The sequence below is a fragment of the Kocuria sp. ChxB genome (assembly GCF_044359605.1).
GTDB lineage: Bacteria > Actinomycetota > Actinomycetes > Actinomycetales > Micrococcaceae > Kocuria > Kocuria rhizophila.
In genome coordinates this window covers 1037056-1061361 of record NZ_CP121123.1, presented here as the reverse complement: position 1 = coordinate 1061361, position 24306 = coordinate 1037056, and the positions used below count along the sequence as shown (strand labels likewise).

The following is a 24306-nucleotide window of genomic DNA, read 5'->3' as shown; positions in this document are numbered from 1 at the left end:
GGGCCCTCGGAGGCAGTCCCTCCGAGGGCCCACGTCGTGGAGCAGGGCTCAGCGGCCGAAGAGTTCCTTGGCCTCGTCGTAGCGGTCCTGGGGGACGGCCTTGAGACCGTCGAGGGCCGCGGAGAAGTCCACGCGGACCACGTCGGTGCCGTGCAGGGCGCACATCTTGCCCCACTCCTGGTCCGTCACCATGGTCACGGCGGCGATCCCCAGGCGCGTGGCCAGCACCCGGTCGAAGCCCGTGGGGGCGCCGCCACGCTGGATGTGGCCCAGGATCGTGTTGCGGGTCTCGATGCCCGTGATGCGCTCGATCTCCTGGGTGACGAACTCGCCGATGCCGCCCAGGCGCGGTCGGCCGGAGGCCTCCACGCCCTTGCCCGCGATGGCCTCCTCGCGGTCGTCGGGGATGAAGCCCTCGGCCACGACCACCAGCGGAGACCGGCCGCGGTCGTGGACCTCGCGCACCCACTCGGAGACCTGCTCCATGGACTCACGGAACTCGGGGATGAGAATCGCGTGGGCGCCGGCGGCCATGCCGGAGTGCAGTGCGATCCAGCCCACGTGGCGGCCCATCACCTCGGCCACCATGCAGCGGTGGTGGGACTCGCCGGTGGTGCGGATCCGGTCCATGGCGTCCGTGGCGATGGACACCGCGGTGTCGAAGCCGAAGGTGTAGTCCGTGGCCTGGAGGTCGTTGTCGATGGTCTTGGGCACGCCCACCACCGGAAGCCCGGCGTCCGCGAGACGCTTGGCCCCGGCCAGGGTGCCCTCGCCGCCGATCGCGATCACGGCGTCGATGCTGTTGCTCTCCAGGACCTTGGCGATGTTCTCGGGCCCGCCGTGGGGGCCGTCGAACGGGTTGGTCCGGGAGGTGCCCAGGATGGTGCCGCCCTCACGGGCGAGGCCGCGCACGCTCTGGCGGGGCAGCTCCATGATGTCGCCCTCCACCACGCCGCGCCAGCCGTCACGGAAGCCCACGAACTCGTGGCCGAAGGATTTGATGCCGTGCAGCACCGCCCCGCGGATCACCGCGTTGAGCCCGGGGCAGTCGCCGCCGCTGGTCATAAGCCCGATTCGCATGATGGGGTCAGTGCTCCTCTGTGGTGTCGTGGTCGTTCTGACACCCTCCATCCTAGTGACCGGGGGTTCGTGCGGGGCGGGCGACGCCCCCGCGCACGGACGGGTTCCGTGAACGTTCCCGCCACGGCACGCCCCGGACATTCACCCGGGGTTAATGCGGGGAACTAAGATCGGAGCCGAGAACTGTGAACACGCCGTTCGCGACGCCAGGCCACCAGGAGGACCAGATGACCGCCCAGCAAGAACCGGCCCGTGAGAACCTGCGCGAGTTCATCGACAAGCTCGTGGATCAGGGGTACACGGTGCGGGACGGGCAGTCCCCGGACCCGGACCTGATCGACCCGGGGGGAAGCGCCGTGGAGACGTGGCGCGAGGGCTACCCGTACGACGAGCGGATGTCCCGGGAGGACTACGAGCTGGAGAAGTACCAGCTGCAGATCGAGCTGCTGAAGTTCCAGTACTGGGGCCAGGACAACGACCTCAAGCACGTGGTGGTCTTCGAGGGCCGGGACGCCGCGGGCAAGGGCGGCACCATCAAGCGCTTCACGGAGCACCTGAACCCGCGCGCCGCCCGCGTGGTGGCGCTGAACAAGCCCTCGGACCGTGAGCAGGGGCAGTGGTACTTCCAGCGCTACATCCAGCACCTGCCCACCAATGGCGAGATCGTGCTGTTCGACCGCTCCTGGTACAACCGCGGCAACGTGGAGCGCGTCATGGGGTTCTGCACGGACGAGCAGTACGAGGAGTTCATGCTGCAGGCGCCGGTGTTCGAGAAGATGCTCGTGGACTCCGGGATCCACCTCACCAAGTTCTGGTTCTCCGTGACGCAGCACGAGCAGCGCACCCGCTTCGCGATCCGCCAGATCGACCCCGTGCGCCGCTGGAAGCTCTCCCCCATGGACCTCGCGTCGCTGGACCGCTGGGAGGACTACACGGTGGCCAAGGAGGAGACGTTCCGGCGCACGGACACGGACCACGCCCCGTGGATCACCATCAAGTCCAACGACAAGAAGCGTGCCCGGCTCAACGCCATCCGCTTCTTCCTCAACCAGTTCGACTACGAGGACAAGGACACCTCGGTGGTGTACCCGCCGGACCCGCTGATCGTGCGCCGCGGCCGGGACGCCGTGGACGACTGAGCCGCACTCCGCAGCACCTGCCCCACCTGCCCCAGGCCACCCGATGGATTCCAGCGCGCCCGTGAGCCGCCCCGCCCGGTTCCTCCGAGGCTGGGCGGCCGCTGGCATCAGCATCCTCTGCGCGGCCACGTCCCACTACGCGATCGATCCCAGCCCGCCCAGCGCGCTCCTGCTCGGGGTCGCGTTCACGCTGGCGGGGATGGCCTGCGTGCTGCTCGCCGGGCACCGCATGGGCGCGCTGCGCACAGGGTTCGCAGTACTGCTGAGCCAGGTGCCGTTCCACGTGATGTTCTCGGCAGGTGGTCACTCGGGCTCCCCGGCATCCACCCGCCACGCCGCCGGGGTGAGCTCCCACGCGCACCACGACCCGTCCGTGCTGCACTCCCTGGCCGGTCACGGCGGCGCCGGTCTGACGGAGGCCGCGGCCGCGAGCCCGGTCCCGGGGATGTCCCACGGCGCGGAGATGCTCCACGGCCCCATGATCTGGGCCCACCTGGCGGCCGCGGCCGTGACCTTCGTGCTGCTGCGCCACGCCGAGGACGGCTGGTGGCGCCTGCTGCACGCCGCCGTCCAGCTCCTCTTCTCGGCCGTGGTGCTGCTGCGCCCGGTGCTCGTGCCGTGCCACGGGCTGCGCCCGGTCCCGCTGGCCTACCTCCTGCCACCGCGCACGTGGTCGCCCGTGCGCGTGATCTCGCGGCGCGGGCCGCCCCTCCTCTCGATCTGAGCAGTCCACCACCGACCACACCCCGTCAGGCACGGGGTGCCGTCGGCCTGTCTTTCATCGAGAGGTACTTCACCATGTCCACAGCACTGGATGCATCGTCGTCCGAACGCGCCCGCACCGGCGCACCCATCATGTCCGTGTGGCTGCTGCCGCTGCTGCGACGGCTGCACTTCTACGCGGGGCTCCTCGTGGGCCCCTTCCTGGTGGTCGCCGCGGTCACCGGGGCCCTGTACGTGTTCACGCCCCAGCTGGAGCGGGTGGTCTACGCGAATGCGCTCACCGGCACCGCCTCGACACAGCCCCTGAGCCTGGACGATCAGGTCGACGCCGCCCGGCGCTCGATCGGCTCACCCGACTCGCCGGTGAACGTCCGGCCCGCGTCCGACGGCGGGACCACGCGGGTAATGTTCGCGGATCCCGCACTGGAACGGGGCGAGTCCCGTGCGGTGTTCGTGGATCCCGGCACGGGACGCGTCACGGGGGACATGACCGTGTACGGCACCAGCGGGGCCCTGCCGCTGCGCACCACCATCGACCGGCTCCACCGGGACCTGCTCCTCGGCGAGCCCGGTCGGCTCTACAGCGAACTGGCGGCCTCGTGGCTGTGGGTCCTCGCCCTGAGCGGTCTCTGCATGGTGGTTCTGCACCGGCGTCGTGTGGCGCGGGGCCGCCGCGCCCGGGTGACGCTGGTGCCCCGGCCCGCAGAGGCGAACGCCTACCGGCGGACCCGCTCCTGGCACACCGCCACCGGCGTGTGGCTCGCGGTGGGCTTCCTGTTCCTCGCGGCGTCGGGCCTCACGTGGTCCGCGCACGCGGGGGAGAACGTGGCGCAGCTGCGCACCGCGCTGAACTGGACCACGCCCAAGGTCTCCACCGACCTCGGCGGGGCCTCCGGCGGCGGGGCCGAGGACGAGCACGCCGGTCACCACGGTCACGACGGGCACCAGGGTCACCAGGGACCCGACGACGCCGGGGCGCAGGGCTCCTTCGACGCGGTGCTGGCCACCGCCCGGGAGGCGGGTCTGGACTCGCGGATCGTGGAGCTCAAGCCCGCCTCCGCGGACGGGGCGGCGTGGACGGTCTCCGAGAACGAGCGCTCCTGGCCCACCCAGGTGGACAGCGTGGCGGTGGACCCGCAGCGGTTGCACGTCACCGACCAGGTGCGGTTCTCCGAGTGGGGCCTTCCCGCGAAGCTCACCCAGTGGGCCATCGCCGCGCACATGGGGCTGCTGTTCGGGCTGCCCAACCAGCTCGTGCTGCTCGCACTTGCCGCGGCGATCGTGGTGCTGGTGGTGAGCGGGTACACCATGTGGTGGCGGCGCCGCCCCACCCGGGCCGCGGGCGTGCAGTTCGGGCCGCTGCCACCGCGCGGGGCCCTGCGCGCCACCCCGGTGTGGGCGTGGCTCGCGCTGGGGCTGGGAACGGTCGCCGTGGGGCTGTTCGTCCCGCTGCTGGGTCTCTCGCTGCTGGGTTTCCTGGCCGTGGACCTGCTGCTGGGGCTCCGGGCACGACGCCGCTCGGACGGCACCGCGGCCCGGGCCGCCTCACAGGAGTGAGGGCGCGGGGGCATCGCAGGCGCTGACCCGGGAGAGGACGGTGCTCCGCTTCCGGCACCCCACCGGAGGGGACGGACCGGGGGTCGGGTCCCGACGCCCGGCCCGTCACCCGGCCCCGGCCCGTCCCCGCCACCCGCGCACGGGGTGACGAAGGCCGTGGGCCCCACCGTTCGGTGGGGCCCACGGCCGTGGTGCGCTTCAGCGCGGTGCCAGGTGGTGCGCGCGGTGCGGCGCGCCGGGAACGGTCTCAGGCGGCGTCGGGCCCGAAGTTGTGACGGTCCACGAGCGCCCAGGAGGCCGCGGCGTTGACCGCGGCCACCGTGAGCACCGAGGGCCACGCGCCCATCTTCTTGGCCAGCGGGTGGGACGCGCCGAAGCTCCCGCCGTAGAGCATCCCGAGGGTCGTGGCGGTCGAGGGCCCGGCGGACGCGAGCCACGTGCGGCCCGCTGCGGCGCCGCACGCCGCGAGGACCACGCCGCCCAGGGCGCGCACGCCGGTGAGGCGGGCGATGCCGTAGCCGCCGATCAGTCCGGCGCCCACGAGGAGCGAACTCGGCACGGCCACGGGGGACGGCAGGTGCGCGTCCAGGTTCTTCACGGTGTCGGTGGCTGCCATGTCAGTTCTTCCCTCCCAGGAACGCCTGCAGCCGGGAGAGCCCCTCGGCGAGGTCGTCGTCACCCAGCGCGTAGGACAGCCTCAGGTAGCCGGACGGGCCGAACGCCTCGCCCGGGACCACGGCCACCTCGGCCTTCTCGAGGATCAGCTCCGCGAGTTCGGCGGAGGTCTGCGGCGTGACGCCGTCGACCTCGCGTCCGAGCAGGGCGGTCACGTCCGGGTACGCGTAGAAGGCGCCCGTGGGCACGGGGCAGTTCACGCCCTCGATCGCGTTCAGCCCGTCCACGATCGTCCGACGGCGCCGGTCGAACGCCTCCCGCATCTCGGCCACCTTGTCCATGGGGCCCTCCAGGGCGGCGAGTGCGGCGGCCTGCGCCACGTTGTTCACGTTGGACGTGAGGTGGGACTGCAGGTTGGTGGCGGCCTTGACCACGTCCTCGGGACCGACCATCCAGCCCACGCGCCACCCCGTCATGGCGTAGGTCTTGGCCACACCGTTGAGCAGGATCAGGTGCTCGTGCAGCGCGGGAACGGCCTGGGCCATGGACACGAACTGCACGTCGTCGTAGGTGAGGTGCTGGTAGATCTCGTCGCTGATGACGAAGATGCCCTTGGCCGCGGCCCACTCGCCGATCGCCCGGGTCTCCTCCTCGGTGTACACCGAGCCCGTGGGGTTGGACGGGGAGCAGAACAGCAGCGCCTTGGTGGCGGGGGTGCAGGCGGCCTCGAGCTGCTCGGGGGTGACCTTGTAGTCGTTCTCCGCGCCCGCGAAGACCTCCACGGGGTTGCCGCCGGCCAGGCGGATGGCCTCGGGGTAGGTGGTCCAGTACGGGGCGGGGAGCAGGACGTCGTCGCCGTCGTCCACCACGGTCTGGAAGGCCTGGTACACGGCCTGCTTGCCGCCGTTCGTCACGAGCACCTGCGAGCTCTTGACGTCCCAGCCGCTGTCGCGCGCGGTGGCCCGGGCGATCGCCTCGCGCAGCTTCGGCTGACCGGCGGCGGGGGAGTAGCGGAAGTTCGCCGGGTCCTGCAGGGCCTCGGCCGCGGCCGCCACGATGTCCTCGGGTGTGGAGAAGTCCGGTTCGCCCGCACCGAACCCGATCACGGGACGACCCTCGGCCTTGAGGGCCTTGGCCTTCGCGTCCACCGCAAGGGTCGCGGACTCCGCGATCGCCGCGATCCGGTGCGAGATGCGCTGCTGCGCTGGTGACATGGGGATCATCTCTCCTGGGCTGGCTGGCGTCGCCCGCGGCGGAACCCGGGCGCTGGTCTCCCAGCTTAGGTGCCCCGCCCCCGGCTTTGCACGGAACGAGGCGGCCGCGTACCATAGTTGGTTGGTGCCGCCACCCGGGACCCCGTTGCCCCACGGCGGAACGGATCCGGGTGACACGAGCCGGTGATAGGCTCGGGCACCGTTGCCGCGGTCGTGGTTCCCACGACGCGACAGATGAAGGGCAGTGGCGCAATTGGTAGCGCAGCGGTCTCCAAAACCGCAGGTTGCAGGTTCGAGTCCTGTCTGCCCTGCTTCACGACCCACAACGGCACGAACACCACCGCCGAGAAGCTGCTTGACGCAGGGGAGAGCCGATGTCGCACACCGTCACAGGACAGACCCCGGGTCAACCCGCCGGTTCGGAGCGCAAGCGCGGCTTCTTCGGACGGATCTGGCTGTTCATCCGCCAGGTCGTGGGGGAGCTCAAGAAGGTCGTCACCCCGTCCCGGCGGGAACTCGTCAACTACGTCCTGGTCGTGCTGGTGTTCGTCGCTTTCATGATGGTGCTGATCTCCCTGCTGGACCTGGCCTTCGGGCAGCTGGCCCTCTGGCTCTTCGGTAACGGCGACCAGGCCCAGTAAGACCGCGCAGCACGTCCAGCCGTCCACAGAAAGCAGGAGAAGCCAGTGACCGATCACGAGCTCGAGAACGACGACACTCAGCCCGCGCAGCTCGACACCCCGTCCGGGGACGCTGCGCGCGAGGAGTCGGCGGAGAGCGTGTCCGACACTGTCGCGTCCGCCGAGCCCACGGACTCGCAGGACGTCACCGACGGGAAGGCCGTCCAGGAGGCGGACCTCGACGTCGCCGAGGGCAACGGCCAGGCCACTCCGGTGCCGCTCGTGGAGGTCGAGGTCTCCGAGGAGGCGGCCGAGGACCAGGTGGATCCCGTGGCCGAGTTCAAGGCCAACCTGCGCCGCCAGGAGGGCGACTGGTTCGTCATCCACACCTACGCCGGTTACGAGAACCGCGTGAAGACCAACCTCGAGACCCGCATCCAGTCCCTCAACATGGAAGAGGACATCTTCCAGATCGAGGTGCCCATGGAAGAGGTCGTGGAGATCAAGAACTCCCAGCGCAAGACCGTGCGCCGCGTGCGCATCCCCGGGTACGTGCTGGTCCGCATGAACCTCACCGACGCCTCCTGGGGCGCGGTGCGCCACACCCCGGGCGTCACGGGCTTCGTGGGCCAGGACGCCTACAACCCCGCGCCGCTGCGCCTCGACGAGGTGTTCGACATGCTGGCCCCCACGTTCGAGACCCCGGAGAAGGCCAAGGGCCTCGGCGAGACCGCCGGCTCCGGTGCGGGCGCCCAGGGTGGCGCCGCCCCGCAGGTCACGGTGGACTTCGAGGTGGGCGAGTCCGTGATCGTGAAGGAGGGCCCGTTCGAGACCCTCCCGGCCACGATCTCCGAGATCAAGGTGGAATCCCAGCAGCTCGTGGTGCTGGTCTCCATCTTCGAGCGCGAGACCCCCGTGACCCTGGGCTTCAACCAGGTCACCAAGATCTAGCACCCCAGACTTCGGAGTTCCCCGGATGCGCTTTGGTCCGGGGCTTCTCCGTCCGGTCGCCGCGCCACGGCGACCACCCGCCGTCGTACGCTCCTGTGCGGCGGTACGCACAGCCAGAAAGAGGACCATCACATGGCTCCCAAGAAGAAGAAGGTCGCAGGCCTGATCAAGCTGCAGATCCAGGCAGGCGCCGCCAACCCGGCTCCTCCCGTGGGTCCGGCGCTGGGTCAGCACGGCGTCAACATCATGGAGTTCTGCAAGGCCTACAACGCGGCCACGGAATCCCAGCGCGGCAACATCGTGCCGGTGGAGATCACCGTCTACGAGGACCGCTCGTTCTCGTTCGTCACCAAGACCCCGCCCGCCGCGCAGCTGATCAAGAAGGCCGCCGGCGTCGCCAAGGGTTCCGGCGTCCCCCACACCACCAAGGTGGGCAAGATCACCATGGACCAGGTCCGTGAGATCGCCGAGACCAAGAAGGAAGACCTCAACGCCAACGACATCGACGCCGCCGCGAAGATCATCGCCGGCACCGCCCGCTCCATGGGCATCGAGGTCAACTGAGTCCTCCCGACTCACCAGCAACACACTTCATCGTGGCAGGGCCGAGCGCGGTCCGCAGACCACAACTGCACAAGGAGAAGAAGCAGATGGCACAGCGCAGCAAGGCATACCGGGCAGCTGCCGAGAAGATCGAGGCGGGCAAGTTCTACGCTCCCGCCGAGGCGGTCGCCCTGGCCAAGGAACTGGCCGAGGGCAGCAAGTCCGATCCCACCGTGGAGGTCTCCATGCGTCTCGGCGTGGATCCCCGCAAGGCGGACCAGATGGTCCGCGGCACCGTGAACCTGCCCAACGGCACCGGCAAGACCGCCCGCGTGGTCGTCTTCGCCACCGGTGACAAGGCCGCCGCGGCCGAGGCCGCCGGCGCCGACTTCGTGGGCAACGACGACCTGATTGCCAAGATCCAGGGCGGCTGGACGGACTTCGACGCCGCCGTGGCCACCCCGGACATGATGGGCAAGGTGGGTCGCCTGGGCAAGATCCTGGGTCCCCGCAACCTCATGCCGAACCCCAAGACCGGCACCGTGACCATGGACGTGGCCAAGGCCGTCAACGACATCAAGGGCGGCAAGATCGACTTCCGCGTCGACAAGCACTCCAACCTGCACTTCATCATCGGCAAGGCGTCCTTCGACGCGCAGAAGCTCGCCGAGAACTACGGTGCAGCCCTGGAGGAGGTGCTTCGTCTGAAGCCCTCCGCCTCCAAGGGTCGCTACATCACCAAGGCCACCGTGGCCACCACGTTCGGCCCGGGCATCCCCGTGGACCCGAACGCCACCGAGGTGAACGCCCAGGCGTGATCCCGGCTCGCCGTGGGGCCCCGCAGGGTGCCACGGTGCAGCAGTGACAGTAGGGTCCGTGCCGTCCCAGGCCGGGCCCTACTGCCATGTTCGGGGCCGGATCGCGATGGGCGTTCCATGATGTACTGGAGGTTGGATCCCGGCGCGGATCCGCCACCGGGTGCCGTCCGGGCTGTGGACGGCACGGAAGGAGAACACAGTGACGCAGTCGTCACCGGTACGTATCGAGCTCTTGCGCATCCCCGAGGCGTTCGACGCGGACGCCCAGCGGCTGCTGGGGGACGTCGCCTCCCTGGTGCAGTCCTCCCGACGCCACGTGTGGGGCACGGACCAGCTGAGCAACGAGGCCCATGACATCTTCCGGGACCTCAAGGACCCCTACGAGCGCGTCAACATCCTGTGCGCCTTCCTGGAGGACCGGCTGGTGGGGCGCGCCGAGGTGCGGATGCCGCTCATCGCGGACACCGGGATGGCGCAGATCGTGGTGCACGTGGACCCGGACGAGACGTCGGAGGGCATTGGACGCGGCCTTCTGGGGGCCGCTGAGCAGCTGGCGCACGGCGAGTCACGCCGCGTGGTCCGGCTCGTCACCGAGCACCCCGCGTCGGAGGCCCGGGATCCGGCGGGCCCGGGGGACGGCAGCGTGGACGGCAGCTCGGACGGCGAGGAGCCCTCCGGCGGTGCCGGTGCGCCGGTGGCGTGGCTGGATGCCGCGGACGGCTCCGGCCGGCTGCCGGCGAGCCACCGTCAGACCCGTTTCGCCCAGCACGCCGGGTACGGCCTGCGCACGGTGAGCAGCTTCGCCCTGCTGCCCGTTCCCCTGGCGGAGACCCGGCTGCAGCGCATCCAGGAGTCCCTGAGCTCGAGCCCGTTCGCCGAGCACTACCGCATGCACACGTGGGTGGGAGAGGCCCCCGAGGAGCTGCTCGCCCCGCTCGCGCAGCTGCACGCGAAGATCCCCACGGACTCGTTCGTGCGCCCCATCGTGGCGGATCCGGATCCCTGGGACGGGGACCGGGTGCGCCGCACCGAGCAGCTGCGCCAGGAGGACGGCGACCGTTCGCTCATGGCCGTGGTCCAGGACCTGCGCACCGGTGAGCTCGTGGGCATGACGGAGCTGATCCTCGCGCAGCACCGCCCCGTGCTGGCGCTGCAGGACGAGACGCTCGTGGTGCGGGAGCACCGAGGCCACCGGTTGGGCATGCGCCTCAAGCTGGCGAATCTGGAGCAGCTCACGGCCGTGGCCCCGGAGGTCACCACCGTGTACTCGTGGACCCACAGCGGCAACGACCGCATGAACTGGGTGAACGCGCAGCTCGGGTTCCAGGAGGCCGGGCAGTCCGCGATCTGGGAGCAGGACTTCAGCGTCGTCTGACCCCTCGGGGGACGTGCCGCCCGCGCGGGGCGGTCCACCGGAGGTCACCAGGGCAGCGGCAGCACCACAGAGCGGTCTCCGGGCACGAGGCCCGCGCGCGGAATGCTCAGCAGCCCCTCCGCCTCGCTCAGACCCCGCAGCATGTTGGGGCCGACGGCGCGGCACGGCTCCCACGCGTCCCCGCGGCGTCGTGCGGGCACGAGTTTCTCCCGGCGTCCGCCCGCGGCGTCGACGCCCACGGTGACGGGAACGAGGCCCGGCGCGGCGCGCCCCGAGAACCCGGCGAGCAACGGGCCACCCACGAGGAGCACGACCACGAGCGCGGCCAGCGGATTGCCGGGAAGAGCCAGCACGGCGCTGCGCCGCGCGGCACCCAGCAGGGCGGGGTGCCCCGGCTGCAGGTCGAGCTGGTCCACGAGCACCCGGGTCTCCCGTTCGAGCATGGGGCGGACGTGGTCCACACCGGAGCGGGACGTTCCCCCGGTGGTGAGCACCACGTCGTGCTCTGCGCACACCTCCCGGAAGGCCGTGCTCAGGGATGCGGGATCGTCGTGCACCCGGTGCACCGTGCCCGGCACGCCTCCGTATGCGGTGACCGCGTGGGGCACGGACATGCTGAACGCGTCGCGCACCAGACCGGGCGCGGGCACACCGCTCGTGCGCACCTCGGAGCCCGTGAGCAGCAGGGCAACCCGGGGTGCCCGCCGGACGGGGAGGTGGTCCAGCCCGGCCACGGCGGCGAAGGCGGCGTCCGCGGGGGACAGCACCCGGCCGGCGTGGAACAGCACCTCGTGGACCTGGCACTCCGTGCCCGTCGCGCGGATGTGGCGGCCCTCCAGCTCGGAGGGAGGGGCGCCCGGCGCCAGGCGCACGATGGAGCCGGAGCGGCACGAGAACTCCTCCCGGACCACGCTCGTGGTGCCCTCGGGGATCACGCCACCCGTGACCACCGGGACGGCAGTGCCCGGTGCGAGGGCCACCGCCGACGCCGCGCTGGGAAGAGGCACCGGGGCGTCGGGCCCCGAGGGGGCTGACGGCGAGTCACCGCCCACCAGCTCCCACGGTCCGGGACCGCGGACCGCGTAGCCGTCCATGGCGCTGGAGACGTAGTGCGGCACGGCGCAGGCGGCCTCGACGTCCTCGGCCAGGACCCGGCCGGTGACCCGTGGCAGCGGCACGTGCTCGGTGGGGGCACCTCCGGGGCCACGGGGTGCCCCACGCGGCTCGGTGGCAGGATCAGCTCCGGCGCGGTGGGCGAGCGCCGCTCCGACGCGGTGGGCGAGGTCCCGGGCGTCGTCGCGTCCCGCGTGACGTCGTACCGGGAGGCCGCGGGCCCACGGGGGATCAGCTGGGGTGGGCACGGGCTCAGCCACCGGCAAAGGGCGGCAGGACGTCCACGGTGGCGCCGGGAGCCACGGGCGAGAGCGGATCCTTGGCGGCCACGCCGTCCACGAGCCACGAGCAGCGGGGGAGCACCTGCGCGAGGGCGGGCTCACCGGGCGGAGCCACGGGGTGCAGGCTCACGAGCAGCTGCGCCAGGTCGGTACGGCTCAGCGCCAACGGCGTGGCCACGTGCTCCTCGTCGGTGCCGGCGGCGGCGGCCGCCGCGGCGAAATACCTCACGCGCACCGCGTCAGCCCCCGATCGCGCTCATGCTGCGGTCCGGCTGGATGTAGTCCCCGGAGTCCAGGCCGGTGTGCTCCATCCCGTGCGCCCTGGGTTTGACCCACATGGCCTCGCGCCAGCGCTGGGTCACCTGGGCGTCGGTGGCGCCGGAGCGCAGGAGGTGCATCAGGTCGGTCTCGTGTTGGGAGAACAGGCACGAGCGCACGTGGCCCTCGGCGGTGATGCGGGTGCGCGTGCAGTCCTCGCAGAACGGCTCGGTCACCGAGGCGATGATGCCCACGGTGCCCACCACCCGGTCCTCGGCCCTCCGGCGCACGAGGTACTTCTCGGCGGGCGCACCGGCCCGGGGTGCGGTGTCCGGGGTGAGGTCGAAGTCCCGGGAGAGGCTCTCGCGGATCTGCGCGGCGCTCACCATGTTCTCCCGGGTCCAGCCGTGGTCCGCGTCCAGGGGCATCTGCTCTATGAAGCGCAGGTCGCACGCGTTCTCGAGCGCCCAGTGCAGCAGCTCGGGCGCCTCGTGCTCGTTGACGCCCCGCATGAGCACCGCGTTGATCTTCACGGGGCTCATCCCCGCGCGTCGGGCCGCGGCGACGCCGTCCAGCGCCTCGGTGAGCCGCCCACGGCGAGCGAGACGTTCGTAGGTCTCCGCGCACAGGGTGTCCAGGGAGATGTTGATCCGCGTCATTCCGGCGTCCGCGAGCCCCTGTGCCCGGGCGGCCAGGCCGATCCCGTTGCTCGTCATGGACACGGGCACGCCCGGCAGTGCGGTGTACAGGGCCTGCACCAGCTGCTCGAGATCCGGCCTGATGAGAGGTTCACCCCCGGTGAGGCGGATCTCCCGCACTGCGAACTCGGTCACGGCGATGCGTGCGAGCCGCACGATCTCCTCGACCGTCAGCAGGGACTCCCGGGGGAGCCACTGCATGCCCTCCGCGGGCATGCAGTAGGTGCACCGCAGGTTGCACTTGTCGGTGATGGAGATGCGCAGGTCCGTGGCGGTTCGTCCGAAACGGTCCGTCAGCGGTCCCTGCGTGGGCACTCCCCGCGTGGGAAGCACTTGGGGGTTGCCGAGGAAAACGGACATGCGCCCCAGTGTAGGTCTCCACCCCGACACCCTCGCCGCCCCCGGGAGGGTGACTACCCTGGACCCATGTCCCGCACCCCGTCCGCGCACCGCACCATCTCCGAGCACCGGGAGGCGGTCCGGGCCCTGCTCCGCTGCGCCCGCGCCCGGGGCCGCGAGGACGACGCCGCACGGCCGGTTCCACTGGCGGCGGCTCGCGGGCGCGTGCTTGCGGAGGATCTCGTGGCTCCTCTGGACCTGCCACCCCACACGAACTCGCAGATGGACGGCTTCGCGGTGCGGGTCGCGGACCTCGCCCCCGCGCACAGGGCAGGGCAGGTCACGCTCCCCGTGCACGGCACCCGCGCCGCCGGGGCCGCCCCGGCGCCCCACGTCCCCGGCACCGCGACCGCCGTGATGACCGGGGCAGTGCTCCCCGAGGGAGCCGATGCCGTGATCCCCGTGGAGCGCGTCCTGCCCCCGCGCTTCGACACCCCCACCGTCACGGTCGCCGCCGCCGACGTCCCGCGGGAGGGCAGCTTCGTGCGGGAGGCCGGCAGCGACGTCGCCCGGGGGGAGGTGGCACTGCCCGCCGGAACGGTGCTCGGAGCCGCCGCGCTGGGGGCGTGCGCGGCGCTCGGGCTCACGGGGGAGGACCCGGTGACGGTGCAGCACGGTCCGCGTGTGCTCGTGGTCAGTGGCGGGGACGAGGTGGTGCCCGCCGGCAGACCGCTGCCCGCGGGGTCCGTGCACGACGCGAACGGGCCGCTGCTCGAAGCGTGGCTGACAGGCCACGGTGCCGAGCACGTGAGCCGGCTGCGCGTGGACGACGACCCCCACGCGTTCCTCACGGCCCTCCGCGAGGGACTGGAGGAGTCACGCGCGGACCTCGTGGTCACGAGCGGAGGCATCAGCGCGGGCGCCTTCGAGGTGGTGCGTCAGGGCCTCGAACGGGCGGGCACGCAGATGTGGTTCGGTCACGTGGACATGCAGCCCGGAGGTCCGCAGGGCTGCGGGCTGCTCTGGGGGACACCCGTGCTGTGCCTGCCGGGCAATCCCGTGAGCACGTGGGTCTCGTGCGAGGTGTTCGTGCGCGCCGCGCTCGCGGACGTGTGGGCCTGCTGCCCGCCCGCGCGCTGGGCTTCTGCCCGGCTGGACGCCCCGGTGGAGCCCCTGGAGTCCCGCACCCAGCTGCGTCGGGCCACGCTGCTGCCCAGCGCGCCGCCGCGGGTCGCGCTGGTGGGTGGCGCGTCCTCCCACCTGCTGACCGCGGCCGCCCGGGCGGACGTGCTCGTCCGCGTCCCGCCCGGCACCGGTACCCTGCCCCGGGGGACCGAGGTGGACGTGCTCGTCCTCGACGGCGGGGTGGTGGCCCGGTGCTCGGAGACCTCGTACGAGGCGGCCGGAGCGATGGCCTGTCGCTCGGAGACCTCGGATGCGGCGACCGGAGCACCTCGCGGAGCCTGGAACGGCCCCTGAACCCGGAAAGCCTGCCCGCACGCACACCCGCCCGCACGCACACCCGCCCGCACCACGCCCGCCCGCACCACGCCCCACCACGCACGGCGCCCCACGGCCCACGACCCCAAGGAGAACAGTGAGCGATCAGCCCGAGGACAGGACGCCGCAGCGTCTCACGCACGTGCGCGAGGACGGCACGGCGCACATGGTGGATGTCAGCGAGAAGGCCGTGACGTCCCGGGAGGCCACGGCCCAGGCCGTGCTCGTCACGCGCCCGGACGTGGTCGAGCTGCTCGCGAACGGGGACCTGCCCAAGGGCGACGCCCTGGCCGTGGCTCGGATCGCGGGCATCATGGCGGCCAAGCGCACGCCGGAGCTGGTGCCCCTGTGCCATCCGTTGCCGTTGAGCAAGGTGACCGTGGACCTCGAGCCGCAGCGGGACAGGGTGGTCGTGCAGGCCACCGTGCGCACCCGCGGTGTCACCGGTGTGGAGATGGAGGCGCTGACCGCCGCGAGCGTGGCAGCTCTCACGCTGTACGACATGGTCAAGGCCGTCGACAAGGCCGCCAGCATCGAGGACACCCGGGTGCTGGCCAAGTCGGGCGGCAAGAGCGGTGACTGGAGCGCATCGTGAGCGGACACGGCGAGCGGAACGTGGGCGCCCAGCGTCCCGCCCACCGGGACGAGATCGGCGACTTCCACCTGGTGGGACGCCGGGCGGAGGTCGTGATCGTCTCCAGTTCCGCGGCCGCGGGAACGGCGCAGGACCTGTGCGGACCTGTGCTGCGGGACTGGCTCGAGGGCAGGGGTCTGCGGACCAGGGTGCACGTGGTTCCGGACGGACCGGAGGTGCTTACCGCACTGCGGCGTCTCACTGCGCACTCCCACACGGAGGAGGGGCCGCGGTTCGTGGTCACCTCTGGGGGAACGGGGCTGAACTCGGACGACGTGACTCCCGAGGCCACTGCCGCGGTGCTGGAACGTCAGTCCCCGGGCATCGTGCACGCGCTGTGGGCGCAGGGACTTCAGAAGACTCCCACCGCCGCGATGAGCCGCGGCGTGGCCGGTCACGTGGGGCGGACGTTCGTGGTGAACCTCCCGGGCTCCCGCGGCGGGGTCAAGGACGGGATGGCGGTGCTGGATCCCCTCATCGACCACATCAGCGCGCAGCTGGAGGACGTCCACGGCCACGGGGAGGACCGCTCGGTGACCCGCTCCGGTGACGAGGTGCTCCCCGCGGCCGAGGACGACTCCCACCCGGACGACGCGGACGCCAGGGTGGTCGCCGGCACCACTGCCACCTGCGGGCCGGGGCCGGCACACGACGCCGCCCGGGCCGCGGTCCCGGACGCGGCGGCGTCGTCCCCGGGCGGTGACCCGCGCTACGCGCCCGCGGCGGAAGACCCCGTGCTCCGGGCTCGGATCACGGAGGAACCGCTCGACGGGGACCTCGCCCGGCGCGAGGTGGCCGACCCCGGCTGCGGTGCGGTGGTCGGCTTCAGCGGGGTGATCCGGGACCACGACGGCGGCAGGAGCGGTGTGACGGGGCTCGAGTACAGTGCGCACCCCGCGGCCCAGCAGGTCATGACGGACACGGTGCGGGAGGTCGCCCGTGAGCACCCGGGGGTCCGGCTGTGGGCCGAGCACCGCATCGGGGCGCTCGCCGTGGGGGACAGCGCCCTGGAGGTGGCCGTGGCCGCGGCCCACCGAGCGGAGGCCTTCGCGGCGTGCTCCCGGCTCGTGGACCGCATCAAGGAGTGCGTGCCCATCTGGAAGCGGGAGAGCTTCGAGGACGGGCGGCACACCTGGGTGGGACTGGACGCCTGAGATGGTGGCGCGCAGAATCGTCCCCGCCCGTGTGCGGAGCTTCGACGCCACCGGAGTGCTCGCCGCGGGGCCGGACCGGCTCGCGGGGGAGGAGCCGCTGGAGATCCGCCTGGACGGTGAGCCGTTCACCGTGACCATGCGCACTCCCGGGGACGACTTCGAACTCGTGACCGGCCTGCTGCTGAGCGAGGCCGTGATCACGGAGATCTCCCACGTGCTCAAGATGGACTACCGCTCGGGGGTGGACCAGGACGGGCACCGCACGTACAACGTGGTGGACGTGCGGCTCTCCCCCCGTGCTCCAGGCCCGGACCGCGGCGCGCGGCGCCAGGTGTTCACGAGCTCCTCGTGCGGGGTGTGCGGCACGCCGTCCCTGGACTCCGTGGTGAAACCGAGTGCGCACCTGGTGGCCCCGCCCCGGCCCCTCGTGAGTGCGGCACGGCTCGTCTCCCTGCCCGACGAGCTGCGCGGGCACCAGCGGATCTTCGACGCCACGGGGGGAGTCCACGCCGCCGCTCTCTTCCCCGTGGGGCAGGACGAGCCGCTCGTGGTGCGGGAGGACGTGGGCCGCCACAACGCCGTGGACAAGGTGGTCGGGTGGGCCGTTCAACGAGAGCTGCTCCCGCTGGACGAGGTGGTGCTGCAGGTCTCCGCGCGAGCATCCTTCGAGCTCGTGGGAAAGGCGGCCATGGCCGGGATCCCCGTGCTCTCGGCGGTCAGCGCGCCCTCGGCGCTCGCGGTGAGCGCGGGGCGGGAGCGCGGCGTGACCGTGGTGGGCTTCAACCGACGGGGCCGGTGCAACGTCTACAGCTTCCCGGAGCGCATCACGGGGCGGTGACCCGCGCGACCGTGGTGCCGCGCGGCCCCCTTGCTGAGCGGCACCCCGCTGCACAGGCGTGCCGTGCAGCGCGGGCGGGACAGTTCGTGGCTGCCCGCACCCACGGCCACCGCACCGGGTGCAGGGGCGGGCAAAGGCACATTGCACGGTGGCACACCCGTGGGGTACGGTGGTGGCACCAAAGACCGCCGGTCATCATGCGCACTTCGGTGTGCGTGGTCTAAGAGGTTCTCGGCATCGAGAACCGTCCAGCGCAGGTGAACCAGCACGAACCCTTCATCGGAGCACGTACTCACATGTGCGCATCCGAGCATGGTCGAGCCCCGGGCATCTGCGCGGGGCTTTTGTCGTGTCAGCCTCCGGCGGACACGGAGCCGGCATCCACATGTAAGGAAGGAGCACCATGGCGAATCCTGAAAAGGCTGCCGCGGTTGCAGAGTTGAAGGACTTGTTCTCCAACTCGCACGCTGCCGTCCTGACGGAGTACCGCGGGCTCACCGTGGCTCAGCTGAAGACGCTGCGCCGTGCACTCGGTGAGAACGCCGAATACGCCGTGGTGAAGAACACGCTCACCGCCATTGCCGCGCGTGAATCGGGCATCGAGGCGTTCGAGGGCCAGCTCACCGGCCCCTCGGCCATCGCCTTCGTGTCCGGTGACGCCGTCGAGGCCGCCAAGAGCCTGCGTGACTTCGCCAAGGACAACCCCCAGCTGGTCGTCAAGGGCGGTTACCTGGACGGCGTCGCAATGGACGAGAACGAGATCAAGAAGCTTGCGGACCTCGAGTCCCGCGAGGTTCTGCTGGCCAAGGTCGCCGGTGCCGCGAAGGCGTCGATGTCCAAGGCCGCCGCGCTGTTCCAGGCCCCGCTGTCCAAGACCGTGCGCACCGCGGATGCGCTGCGCGCCAAGCTGGACGAGCAGGGCGAGAGCGCTGCCTGATCCCCTTCGGGGAACCCCAGGTTCCGGGTGGTCGGGCCCCGTCCCGCACAGACCCGTGTTCTTCCCACGCACACCTCGTCGGAGCCACCCGCTCCGGCACCACGTACAAGTAAGGAGCCAACACCATGGCTAAGCTGACCACCGAAGAGCTCATCGAGGCCTTCAAGGAACTGTCCCTCATCGAGCTGTCCGACTTCGTGAAGGCCTTCGAGGAGACCTTCGACGTCACCGCTGCCGCCCCCGTGGCCGTGGCCGGTGCGGCCCCCGCCGGCGGCGACGCCGGTGCCGCTGAGGAGGAGAAGACCGAGTTCGACGTCATCCTCGAGTCCGCCGGTGACAAGAAGATCCAGGTCATCAAGGAAGTTCGTGGCCTGACCTCCCTGGGCCTGAAGGAAGCCAAGGACCTCGTGGACAGCGCCCCCAAGGCCGTCCTCGAAGGCGCCACCAAGGAAGCCGCTGACAAGGCGAAGGAAGCCCTCGAGGGCGCCGGCGCCACCGTCACCGTCAAGTGATCCGGGGCGCCTCGCGCGCCTGCCGAGCCCGAGTGAGCGTGCTCTGACGCCGCTCGACCGGCTCACCCCAGAACCCCGCACCGCACGGTGCGGGGTTCTGCGCATCCCGGGCCTCGTGCGTCGCCCCCGGACGGGGGCATTCACGTCGTCGGTGTGATGTGCGAAACTGTCTCCTGACCATTCGGCCGTCACAGTGCGGCGGGAGAGCGTGGTGGGTCAGGGGCGGGGAACCGTCCAGGACCGCGCCACCGCCGAAGGAGCAAACCCTCCCCGGGAATCTCTCAGGCACCCGTACCGCCGCACCAGGCCACTCTGAAGAGCTCACCGTCCTGCGGGACGGGGAGCACCGGCGGGGCAGGTCGGTGGCACGCCGCGGGCGGCCCCGGCGAAATCTCTCAGGTCATGGAACAGAGCGGGGAGGACTCATCGGGCACGCCGTGCCCACGAGCAGCCCAGGAGACTTTCGCATGTCCTTCCTGTCACGCCACATCGGCCCCGACGCCGATGACCTCACCACCATGCTCGGCGCCGTGGGCGCCGAGAGCCTGGACCAGCTGATCGACCGAGCCGTCCCGGAGAGCATCCGGATGCGCGAGTCCCTCGACCTGCCGGAGCCCCTGGACGAGCCCGAGGCGCTGTCCGCGCTGCGCCGGATCGCCTCCCGCAACACCGTGATGCGCCAGATGATCGGCCAGGGCTACCACGACACCGTGACGCCCGCCGCGATCCGCCGCAACATCCTGGAGAACCCGGGCTTCTACACGTCCTACACCCCGTACCAGCCGGAGATCTCCCAGGGCCGCCTGGAGCTGCTGCTGACCTTCCAGAACGCCGTCATCGACCTCACCGGTCTGGAGGTCGCGAACGCGTCGCTGCTGGACGAGTCCTCCGCCGTGGCCGAGGCGGTGCTCATGATGCGCCGCGCCAACCGCCGTTCCAAGAGCATGCGTGTTCTGGTGGACAGCCGCAGCCTGCCGCAGACGCTGGCCGTGCTCACCGGACGCACGCGCGCCGCGGGCATCGAGCTGGTGCTCGCGGACCTCGGCGATCCCGACGCCGCCGCGCAGGCGATCTCGGACGGTGACTTCTTCGGCGTCGTCGTCGCCCAGATCGGCGCGGACGGGGACGTCACCGATCCCACCGCCGTGATCGAGGCCGCCCACGAGGCCGGAGCGCTCGTGAGCGTGAGCACTGACCTGCTCGCCCTGACCATGCTGCGCAGCCCGGGGGAGATGGGTGCGGACATCGCGGTGGGCTCCGCCCAGCGCTTCGGTGTGCCCCTGTTCTTCGGCGGGCCCCACGCCGCGTTCCTGGCGTCCCGCAAGGGTACGGAGCGCTCCCTGCCCGGGCGCATCGTGGGCGTGTCCACGGACTCCTCCGGCGCCCCCGCCTACCGCCTGGCGCTGCAGACCCGCGAGCAGCACATCCGCCGTGAGAAGGCCACCTCCAACATCTGCACCGCCCAGGCGCTGCTGGCCATCGTGGCCGCGGCGTACGCCGTGCACCACGGGCCGGTGGCCCTGCGTGCCCTGGCCGAGCGGCTGCACGGCATGGCCGCGGACCTCGCCGCCGGGCTGCGCGCCCGGGGCGTCGAGGTGGCCCACGAGCAGTTCTTCGACACCGTGACCTTCTCGGTGCCGGGCCAGGCCGACACCGTGGTGGCCGCCGCGGCGGACCGCGGCTACAACCTGCGCCGCGTGGACGGGGACACCGTGGGCGTGAGCTTCGGCGAGCCCCACACGGACCGGGACGTCGTGGAGGTCCTCTCCGCCGTGGCCGAGGCGTGCGGCGCCGCCGAGGGCGAGTCCGAGCCGGACGGCTCCGCGTTCGAGCTGCCGGAGGCGCTGCTGCGCACGGACGAGTACCTGACCCACCCGGTGTTCCACACCCACCGCTCGGAGACCTCGCTCATGCGCTGGCTGCGCGAGCTCTCCGACAAGGACCTCGCGCTGGACCGCACCATGATCCCGCTGGGCTCGTGCACCATGAAGCTCAATGCGGCCGCGGAGATGGAGCCCATCTCGTGGCCCGAGTTCGCGAGCATCCACCCCCTGGCCCCCGAGGACCAGACCCGCGGGTGGACCGATCTCATCGAGCAGCTGCAGGGCTGGCTCGCGGAGATCACCGGCTACGCCGCGGTCTCCGTTCAGCCGAACGCGGGTTCCCAGGGCGAGCTGGCCGGTCTGCTGGCCATCCGCCGCTACCAGGTGGACCGCGGCGAGCACCAGCGCAAGACCATCCTGATCCCCTCCTCGGCCCACGGCACCAACGCGGCGTCCGCGGTGCTCGCGGACCTCAAGGTCGTGGTGGTGGCCACCGCCCAGGACGGCACGATCGACCAGGACGACCTCCGGGCGAAGATCGACTCCGTGGGGGACGAGCTGGCCGGCATCATGGTCACCTACCCCTCCACCCACGGCGTGTACGACACCGACATCACCGAGGTCTGCGCCGCGGTGCACGACGCCGGCGGGCAGGTCTACGTGGACGGTGCCAACCTGAACGCGCTCATGGGCCTCGCACGTCCCGGCCGCTTCGGCGGGGACGTCTCCCACCTGAACCTGCACAAGACGTTCTGCATCCCGCACGGTGGCGGCGGGCCTGGCGTGGGCCCCGTGGCCGTGGCCGAGCACCTCGTGCCGTACCTGCCCGGCAACCCCGCCACGGCGGACCTCGACGAGCGCGGCGCGGGCTTCCCCGTGGCCCAGGCGCCCCACGGCTCCGCAGGCGTGCTGCCCATCACGTGGATGTACATCGCCATGACCGGCGCGCAGGGGCTCACCGAGTCCTCCCGCACGGCCGTGCTGGGTGCGAACTACATCTCCCGCCGCCTCTCGGACGTGTTCCCCACGCTCTACACGGGGGACGGCGGGCTGGTGGCCCACGAGTGCATCCTGGACCTGCGCCCCATGACCAAGGCCTCGGGCGTCACGGCCGAGGACGTGTGCAAGCGGCTCGTGGACTTCGGCTTCCACGCGCCCACGCTCGCGTTCCCCGTGGCGGGCACCCTCATGGTGGAGCCCACCGAGTCCGAGGGGATCGAGGAGCTGGACCGCTTCATCGAGGCCATGCGGACCATCCACGCGGAGATGCAGGAGATCGCGGACGGGAAGGTCTCCCTGGAAGAGTCCGTGATCCGCCACGCGCCGCACACCGCCCAGGTGCTCACCGCGGACGAGTGGGACCGGTCCTACTCCCGCAGCCAGGCCGGCTACCCCGTGTCCGGGCTGCGCCGCGTGAAGTACTGGCCCCCCGTGGGGCGCATCGACAACGCCGCCGGTGACAGGAACCTGGTGTGCGAGTGCCCGCCGATCGAAGCGTTCGACGCCGCGCACGCCGCCGCGTCCGGAGAGGAGAAGTGATGAGCGAGCGTCAGACCGCACTGCACGCGGCCCACGAGCGCCTGGAGGCCCGGTTCACCGACTTCGGCGGCTGGTCCATGCCCGTGCGCTACGCGAGTGACACCGCCGAGCACCATGCCGTGCGCCGTGGCGCCGGGATCTTCGACCTCTCCCACATGGGCGAGGTGGAGGTGACCGGGCCGCAGGCCGGGGCCTTCCTGGACCACGCCCTCGTGGGTGTGCTGTCCGGCATCGGCGTGGGCCGGGCCAAGTACTCGGTGATCGTGGACGAGGACGGCCGCGTGCTGGACGACCTCATCACCTACCGCCTGGGCGAGGACCGCTACCTCGTGGTGCCGAACGCCGGCAACCAGGACACGGTGGTCGAGGCGCTGCAGCAGCGGGCCGAGGGCTTCGACGTCACGGTGCAGAACCAGGGCCCTGAGACGTCCCTGATCGCTGTGCAGGGACCCCGGGCGCTCGAGGTGCTCCGGGCCACCGGACTGGACCCCGCCGAGGAGGTGGCGGGCCTGAAGTACTACGCGTGCGCCGTCGCCCGCTGCGGCGGTGCGGACGTGCTGGCCGCCCGCACGGGCTACACCGGTGAGGACGGCTTCGAGCTGTACTGCGCGAACGCGGATGCCGGGACGCTGTGGAACGCCCTGCTCGCGACCGCCGAGGAGCTCGGCACCGAGGACGCACCCGTGCAGCCCGCGGGACTGGCGGCACGGGACTCCCTGCGCCTGGAGGCGGGCATGCCGCTCTACGGTCACGAGCTCTCGACCGAGATCACGCCCGTGGAGGCGGGACTGGGCAAGCTCGTGGAGGTCGCCCTGCGCAAGAAGGACGAGGCCGGGACCCGCACCGTGGGCCACGACGCCCTGGCTGCCATGCTGCAGAACGCTCCCGAGCGCACCCTGATCGGGCTGGAGGGTCTCGGGCGCAAGCCCATCCGTGCCGGGTACACGGTGCTCGCGGGGGAGCGGACCGTCGGTGAGGTCACCAGTGGCCTGCCCTCGCCCACCCTCGGCAAGCCCGTGGCCATGGCCCTCGTGGCCACGGACGCCCTGGAGGAGATCGCCGCCGGGAACGTGAGTGTCCAGGACGCCCGCGGCCGCGGCGTCGAGGTGGCGCAGACCGCGATGCCGTTCTACAAGCGGGGCTGAGCGCACCACGCACGACCCCCAGGGGTGGTGCCACGAGCGGGCCTGTCGGGAGTAGCCTCCTGGCAGGCCCGCTCCGTCGTACGACACCCGACCACCGTGCGGGCCGGGACAGGCCCACCGCGCGGGAGCGGGGTGGGCGGAGAAGGAGACACCGTGTTCCTGCGAGACGTCGCCCCCGGGATCCACATGATCCAGAACCACCACGTCAACTGCTACCTGCTGGAGGACTCGCGCGGGCTGACGCTCGTGGACGCGGGGCTGCCGCGGGTGTGGAACGAGCTGGGGTGGGCGGTGCGCGAGCTCGGGCGGGCACCGCAGGACATTCGGGCTCTCGTGCTGACCCACGCGCACTTCGACCACGTGGGAGTCGCGGCCAAGCTCGTGCGACGCCTGGGGATCCCCGTCTACGCCCACGAGAAGGAGCGCCACCTCGCGGCGCACCCCTACTCCTACGCCCACGAACGCCCCACGGCGGTGTACCCGCTGCGCCACCCCCGGGCCGTCCCCGTCCTGGGATCCATGCTGGCGGGCGGGGCCGCCGCCGTGCGCGGGGTGGACGTCACCCGGGAGCTCACCGCGGGACAGACGGTGCCCGTCCCGGGAAGCCCCCGGGTGGTGGCCACCGCGGGGCACACCTGGGGGCACTGCGCGCTGCACCTTCCGGACGCCGACGCCGTGATCACGGGGGACGCCCTCGTGACCCTCGACCCCTACACCGGTCTGACCGGGCCGCGCATCGTGGCCGGCGCGGCCACCGCGGATGCGGACATGGCCCTGGCTTCCCTCGCGGCGATCGCGGACACCGGGGCGGGGCTGGTGCTGCCCGGTCACGGAGATCCGTGGCGCCTCGGTGCGGTCCGGGCGGCGTCGGAGGCGCGCGCGAACGGCGTCGCCTGAGCG

23 protein-coding genes, 1 tRNA gene and 1 riboswitch are annotated in these 24306 nt (G+C 71.8%); of the genes, 18 read left to right on the top strand and 6 right to left on the bottom strand.

Features of this window, described 5'->3' with window-relative positions; genetic code table 11:
* Positions 1-48 precede the first annotated feature (48 nt).
* Positions 49-1080 carry an ATP-dependent 6-phosphofructokinase gene (locus P8S73_RS04645; protein WP_047978413.1) on the bottom strand — a complete coding sequence of 344 codons (1032 nt, stop codon included), beginning with the start codon at positions 1078-1080 and terminating at the stop codon, positions 49-51.
* A gap of 227 nt (positions 1081-1307) precedes the next feature.
* On the opposite strand from P8S73_RS04645, the gene ppk2 reads away from it, so the two are divergent.
* The 3 genes from ppk2 to P8S73_RS04630 all read left to right on the top strand — a co-directional run bounded on the left by ppk2 (position 1308) and on the right by P8S73_RS04630 (position 4499).
* The gene (gene ppk2 / locus P8S73_RS04640) at positions 1308-2219 is read left to right on the top strand and encodes a polyphosphate kinase 2 (protein ID WP_029603156.1); all 912 of its coding nucleotides are present in this window, start codon (positions 1308-1310) and stop codon (positions 2217-2219) included.
* A 61-nt stretch (positions 2220-2280) separates the two neighbouring features.
* On the top strand, positions 2281-2943 hold the full coding sequence (locus tag P8S73_RS04635; protein WP_059281395.1) for a hypothetical protein: 663 nt from the start codon (positions 2281-2283) through the stop codon (positions 2941-2943).
* Between the two features lie 74 nt (positions 2944-3017).
* Positions 3018-4499 carry a PepSY domain-containing protein gene (locus tag P8S73_RS04630; protein WP_059281396.1) on the top strand — a complete coding sequence of 494 codons (1482 nt, stop codon included), beginning with the start codon at positions 3018-3020 and terminating at the stop codon, positions 4497-4499.
* Between the two features lie 247 nt (positions 4500-4746).
* Here the strand turns inward: P8S73_RS04630 and P8S73_RS04625 are convergent, their stop codons facing one another.
* Together P8S73_RS04625 and P8S73_RS04620 are read right to left on the bottom strand one after the other, a co-directional pair.
* Positions 4747-5115, bottom strand: coding sequence for a hypothetical protein (locus P8S73_RS04625; protein WP_059281397.1), 369 nt, complete (start codon positions 5113-5115; stop codon positions 4747-4749).
* A 1-nt stretch (position 5116) separates the two neighbouring features.
* The gene (locus P8S73_RS04620) at positions 5117-6328 is read right to left on the bottom strand and encodes a pyridoxal phosphate-dependent aminotransferase (RefSeq protein ID WP_059281423.1); all 1212 of its coding nucleotides are present in this window, start codon (positions 6326-6328) and stop codon (positions 5117-5119) included.
* Positions 6329-6566: 238 nt separating this feature from the next.
* On the opposite strand from P8S73_RS04620, the gene P8S73_RS04615 reads away from it, so the two are divergent.
* The 6 genes from P8S73_RS04615 (at position 6567) to P8S73_RS04590 (ending at position 10635) form a co-directional block, all read left to right on the top strand.
* Positions 6567-6639, top strand: a tRNA-Trp gene (locus tag P8S73_RS04615).
* 63 nt (positions 6640-6702) lie between these two features.
* Positions 6703-6969, top strand: a complete 267-nt coding sequence (secE, locus tag P8S73_RS04610; protein WP_019309671.1) for a preprotein translocase subunit SecE — start codon at positions 6703-6705, stop codon at positions 6967-6969.
* Between the two features lie 45 nt (positions 6970-7014).
* Positions 7015-7899, top strand: coding sequence for a transcription termination/antitermination protein NusG (gene nusG / locus P8S73_RS04605; protein WP_059281398.1), 885 nt, complete (start codon positions 7015-7017; stop codon positions 7897-7899).
* A gap of 132 nt (positions 7900-8031) precedes the next feature.
* The gene (gene rplK / locus P8S73_RS04600) at positions 8032-8463 is read left to right on the top strand and encodes a 50S ribosomal protein L11 (protein ID WP_019309669.1); all 432 of its coding nucleotides are present in this window, start codon (positions 8032-8034) and stop codon (positions 8461-8463) included.
* 86 nt (positions 8464-8549) lie between these two features.
* Positions 8550-9260, top strand: a complete 711-nt coding sequence (gene rplA, locus P8S73_RS04595) for a 50S ribosomal protein L1 (protein WP_047978407.1) — start codon at positions 8550-8552, stop codon at positions 9258-9260.
* Positions 9261-9459: 199 nt separating this feature from the next.
* Positions 9460-10635, top strand: a complete 1176-nt coding sequence (locus P8S73_RS04590) for a GNAT family N-acetyltransferase (RefSeq protein WP_059281399.1) — start codon at positions 9460-9462, stop codon at positions 10633-10635.
* A gap of 44 nt (positions 10636-10679) precedes the next feature.
* Here P8S73_RS04590 and P8S73_RS04585 read toward each other — a convergent pair whose 3' ends face one another.
* From P8S73_RS04585 to moaA, 3 genes are read right to left on the bottom strand one after another with little or no spacing between them, the layout of a single operon-like run.
* Positions 10680-11996, bottom strand: a complete 1317-nt coding sequence (locus P8S73_RS04585; RefSeq protein WP_223110185.1) for a molybdopterin molybdotransferase MoeA — start codon at positions 11994-11996, stop codon at positions 10680-10682.
* 4 nt (positions 11997-12000) lie between these two features.
* A complete protein-coding gene (locus tag P8S73_RS04580; protein WP_047978406.1) occupies positions 12001-12264 on the bottom strand; it encodes a MoaD/ThiS family protein in 264 nt (87 codons plus the stop codon).
* A gap of 4 nt (positions 12265-12268) precedes the next feature.
* Positions 12269-13345, bottom strand: a complete 1077-nt coding sequence (gene moaA / locus P8S73_RS04575) for a GTP 3',8-cyclase MoaA (protein ID WP_059281401.1) — start codon at positions 13343-13345, stop codon at positions 12269-12271.
* A gap of 66 nt (positions 13346-13411) precedes the next feature.
* Here moaA and glp point away from each other — a divergent pair, with 66 nt between their 5' ends.
* From glp to P8S73_RS04530, 9 genes are all read left to right on the top strand, one after another.
* On the top strand, positions 13412-14803 hold the full coding sequence (gene glp / locus P8S73_RS04570; protein WP_223110183.1) for a gephyrin-like molybdotransferase Glp: 1392 nt from the start codon (positions 13412-13414) through the stop codon (positions 14801-14803).
* A gap of 118 nt (positions 14804-14921) precedes the next feature.
* Positions 14922-15419, top strand: a complete 498-nt coding sequence (gene moaC, locus P8S73_RS04565; protein WP_019309662.1) for a cyclic pyranopterin monophosphate synthase MoaC — start codon at positions 14922-14924, stop codon at positions 15417-15419.
* Complete coding sequence (locus P8S73_RS04560; protein ID WP_220700412.1) at positions 15416-16612, top strand: molybdenum cofactor biosynthesis protein MoaE; 1197 nt, start codon at positions 15416-15418, stop codon at positions 16610-16612. The genes moaC and P8S73_RS04560 overlap by 4 nt, the downstream gene beginning before the upstream one ends.
* A gap of 1 nt (position 16613) precedes the next feature.
* The gene (fdhD, locus tag P8S73_RS04555; protein ID WP_257744157.1) at positions 16614-17450 is read left to right on the top strand and encodes a formate dehydrogenase accessory sulfurtransferase FdhD; all 837 of its coding nucleotides are present in this window, start codon (positions 16614-16616) and stop codon (positions 17448-17450) included.
* Between the two features lie 403 nt (positions 17451-17853).
* A complete protein-coding gene (rplJ, locus tag P8S73_RS04550; protein WP_019309659.1) occupies positions 17854-18387 on the top strand; it encodes a 50S ribosomal protein L10 in 534 nt (177 codons plus the stop codon).
* Positions 18388-18512: 125 nt separating this feature from the next.
* Complete coding sequence (rplL, locus tag P8S73_RS04545; RefSeq protein WP_019309658.1) at positions 18513-18899, top strand: 50S ribosomal protein L7/L12; 387 nt, start codon at positions 18513-18515, stop codon at positions 18897-18899.
* A gap of 189 nt (positions 18900-19088) precedes the next feature.
* Positions 19089-19206: riboswitch (glycine riboswitch) on the top strand.
* A 160-nt stretch (positions 19207-19366) separates the two neighbouring features.
* The gene (gcvP, locus tag P8S73_RS04540; protein ID WP_396350532.1) at positions 19367-22261 is read left to right on the top strand and encodes an aminomethyl-transferring glycine dehydrogenase; all 2895 of its coding nucleotides are present in this window, start codon (positions 19367-19369) and stop codon (positions 22259-22261) included.
* A complete protein-coding gene (gcvT, locus tag P8S73_RS04535; protein WP_059281406.1) occupies positions 22261-23406 on the top strand; it encodes a glycine cleavage system aminomethyltransferase GcvT in 1146 nt (381 codons plus the stop codon). The genes gcvP and gcvT overlap by 1 nt, the downstream gene beginning before the upstream one ends.
* 153 nt (positions 23407-23559) lie before the next feature.
* Positions 23560-24303 (top strand): MBL fold metallo-hydrolase, encoded by a 744-nt coding sequence (locus P8S73_RS04530; protein WP_059281407.1) that lies wholly within the window; start codon positions 23560-23562, stop codon positions 24301-24303.
* The last annotated feature ends 3 nt before the right edge of the window (positions 24304-24306 follow it).

Bases quoted from the DNA above. Each gene is read 5' to 3' on its own strand.
- P8S73_RS04645 (WP_047978413.1), bottom strand. From the start codon at position 1,080: ATGCGAATCGGGCTTATGACCAGCGGCGGCGACTGCCCCGGGCTCAAC.
- ppk2 (WP_029603156.1), top strand. From the start codon at position 1,308: ATGACCGCCCAGCAAGAACCGGCCCGTGAGAACCTGCGCGAGTTCATC.
- P8S73_RS04630 (WP_059281396.1), top strand. From the start codon at position 3,018: ATGTCCACAGCACTGGATGCATCGTCGTCCGAACGCGCCCGCACCGGC.
- P8S73_RS04625 (WP_059281397.1), bottom strand. From the start codon at position 5,115: ATGGCAGCCACCGACACCGTGAAGAACCTGGACGCGCACCTGCCGTCC.
- P8S73_RS04620 (WP_059281423.1), bottom strand. From the start codon at position 6,328: ATGTCACCAGCGCAGCAGCGCATCTCGCACCGGATCGCGGCGATCGCG.
- secE (WP_019309671.1), top strand. From the start codon at position 6,703: ATGTCGCACACCGTCACAGGACAGACCCCGGGTCAACCCGCCGGTTCG.
- rplK (WP_019309669.1), top strand. From the start codon at position 8,032: ATGGCTCCCAAGAAGAAGAAGGTCGCAGGCCTGATCAAGCTGCAGATC.
- rplA (WP_047978407.1), top strand. From the start codon at position 8,550: ATGGCACAGCGCAGCAAGGCATACCGGGCAGCTGCCGAGAAGATCGAG.
- moaA (WP_059281401.1), bottom strand. From the start codon at position 13,345: ATGTCCGTTTTCCTCGGCAACCCCCAAGTGCTTCCCACGCGGGGAGTG.
- glp (WP_223110183.1), top strand. From the start codon at position 13,412: ATGTCCCGCACCCCGTCCGCGCACCGCACCATCTCCGAGCACCGGGAG.
- fdhD (WP_257744157.1), top strand. From the start codon at position 16,614: ATGGTGGCGCGCAGAATCGTCCCCGCCCGTGTGCGGAGCTTCGACGCC.
- rplJ (WP_019309659.1), top strand. From the start codon at position 17,854: ATGGCGAATCCTGAAAAGGCTGCCGCGGTTGCAGAGTTGAAGGACTTG.
- rplL (WP_019309658.1), top strand. From the start codon at position 18,513: ATGGCTAAGCTGACCACCGAAGAGCTCATCGAGGCCTTCAAGGAACTG.
- gcvP (WP_396350532.1), top strand. From the start codon at position 19,367: ATGTCCTTCCTGTCACGCCACATCGGCCCCGACGCCGATGACCTCACC.
- gcvT (WP_059281406.1), top strand. From the start codon at position 22,261: ATGAGCGAGCGTCAGACCGCACTGCACGCGGCCCACGAGCGCCTGGAG.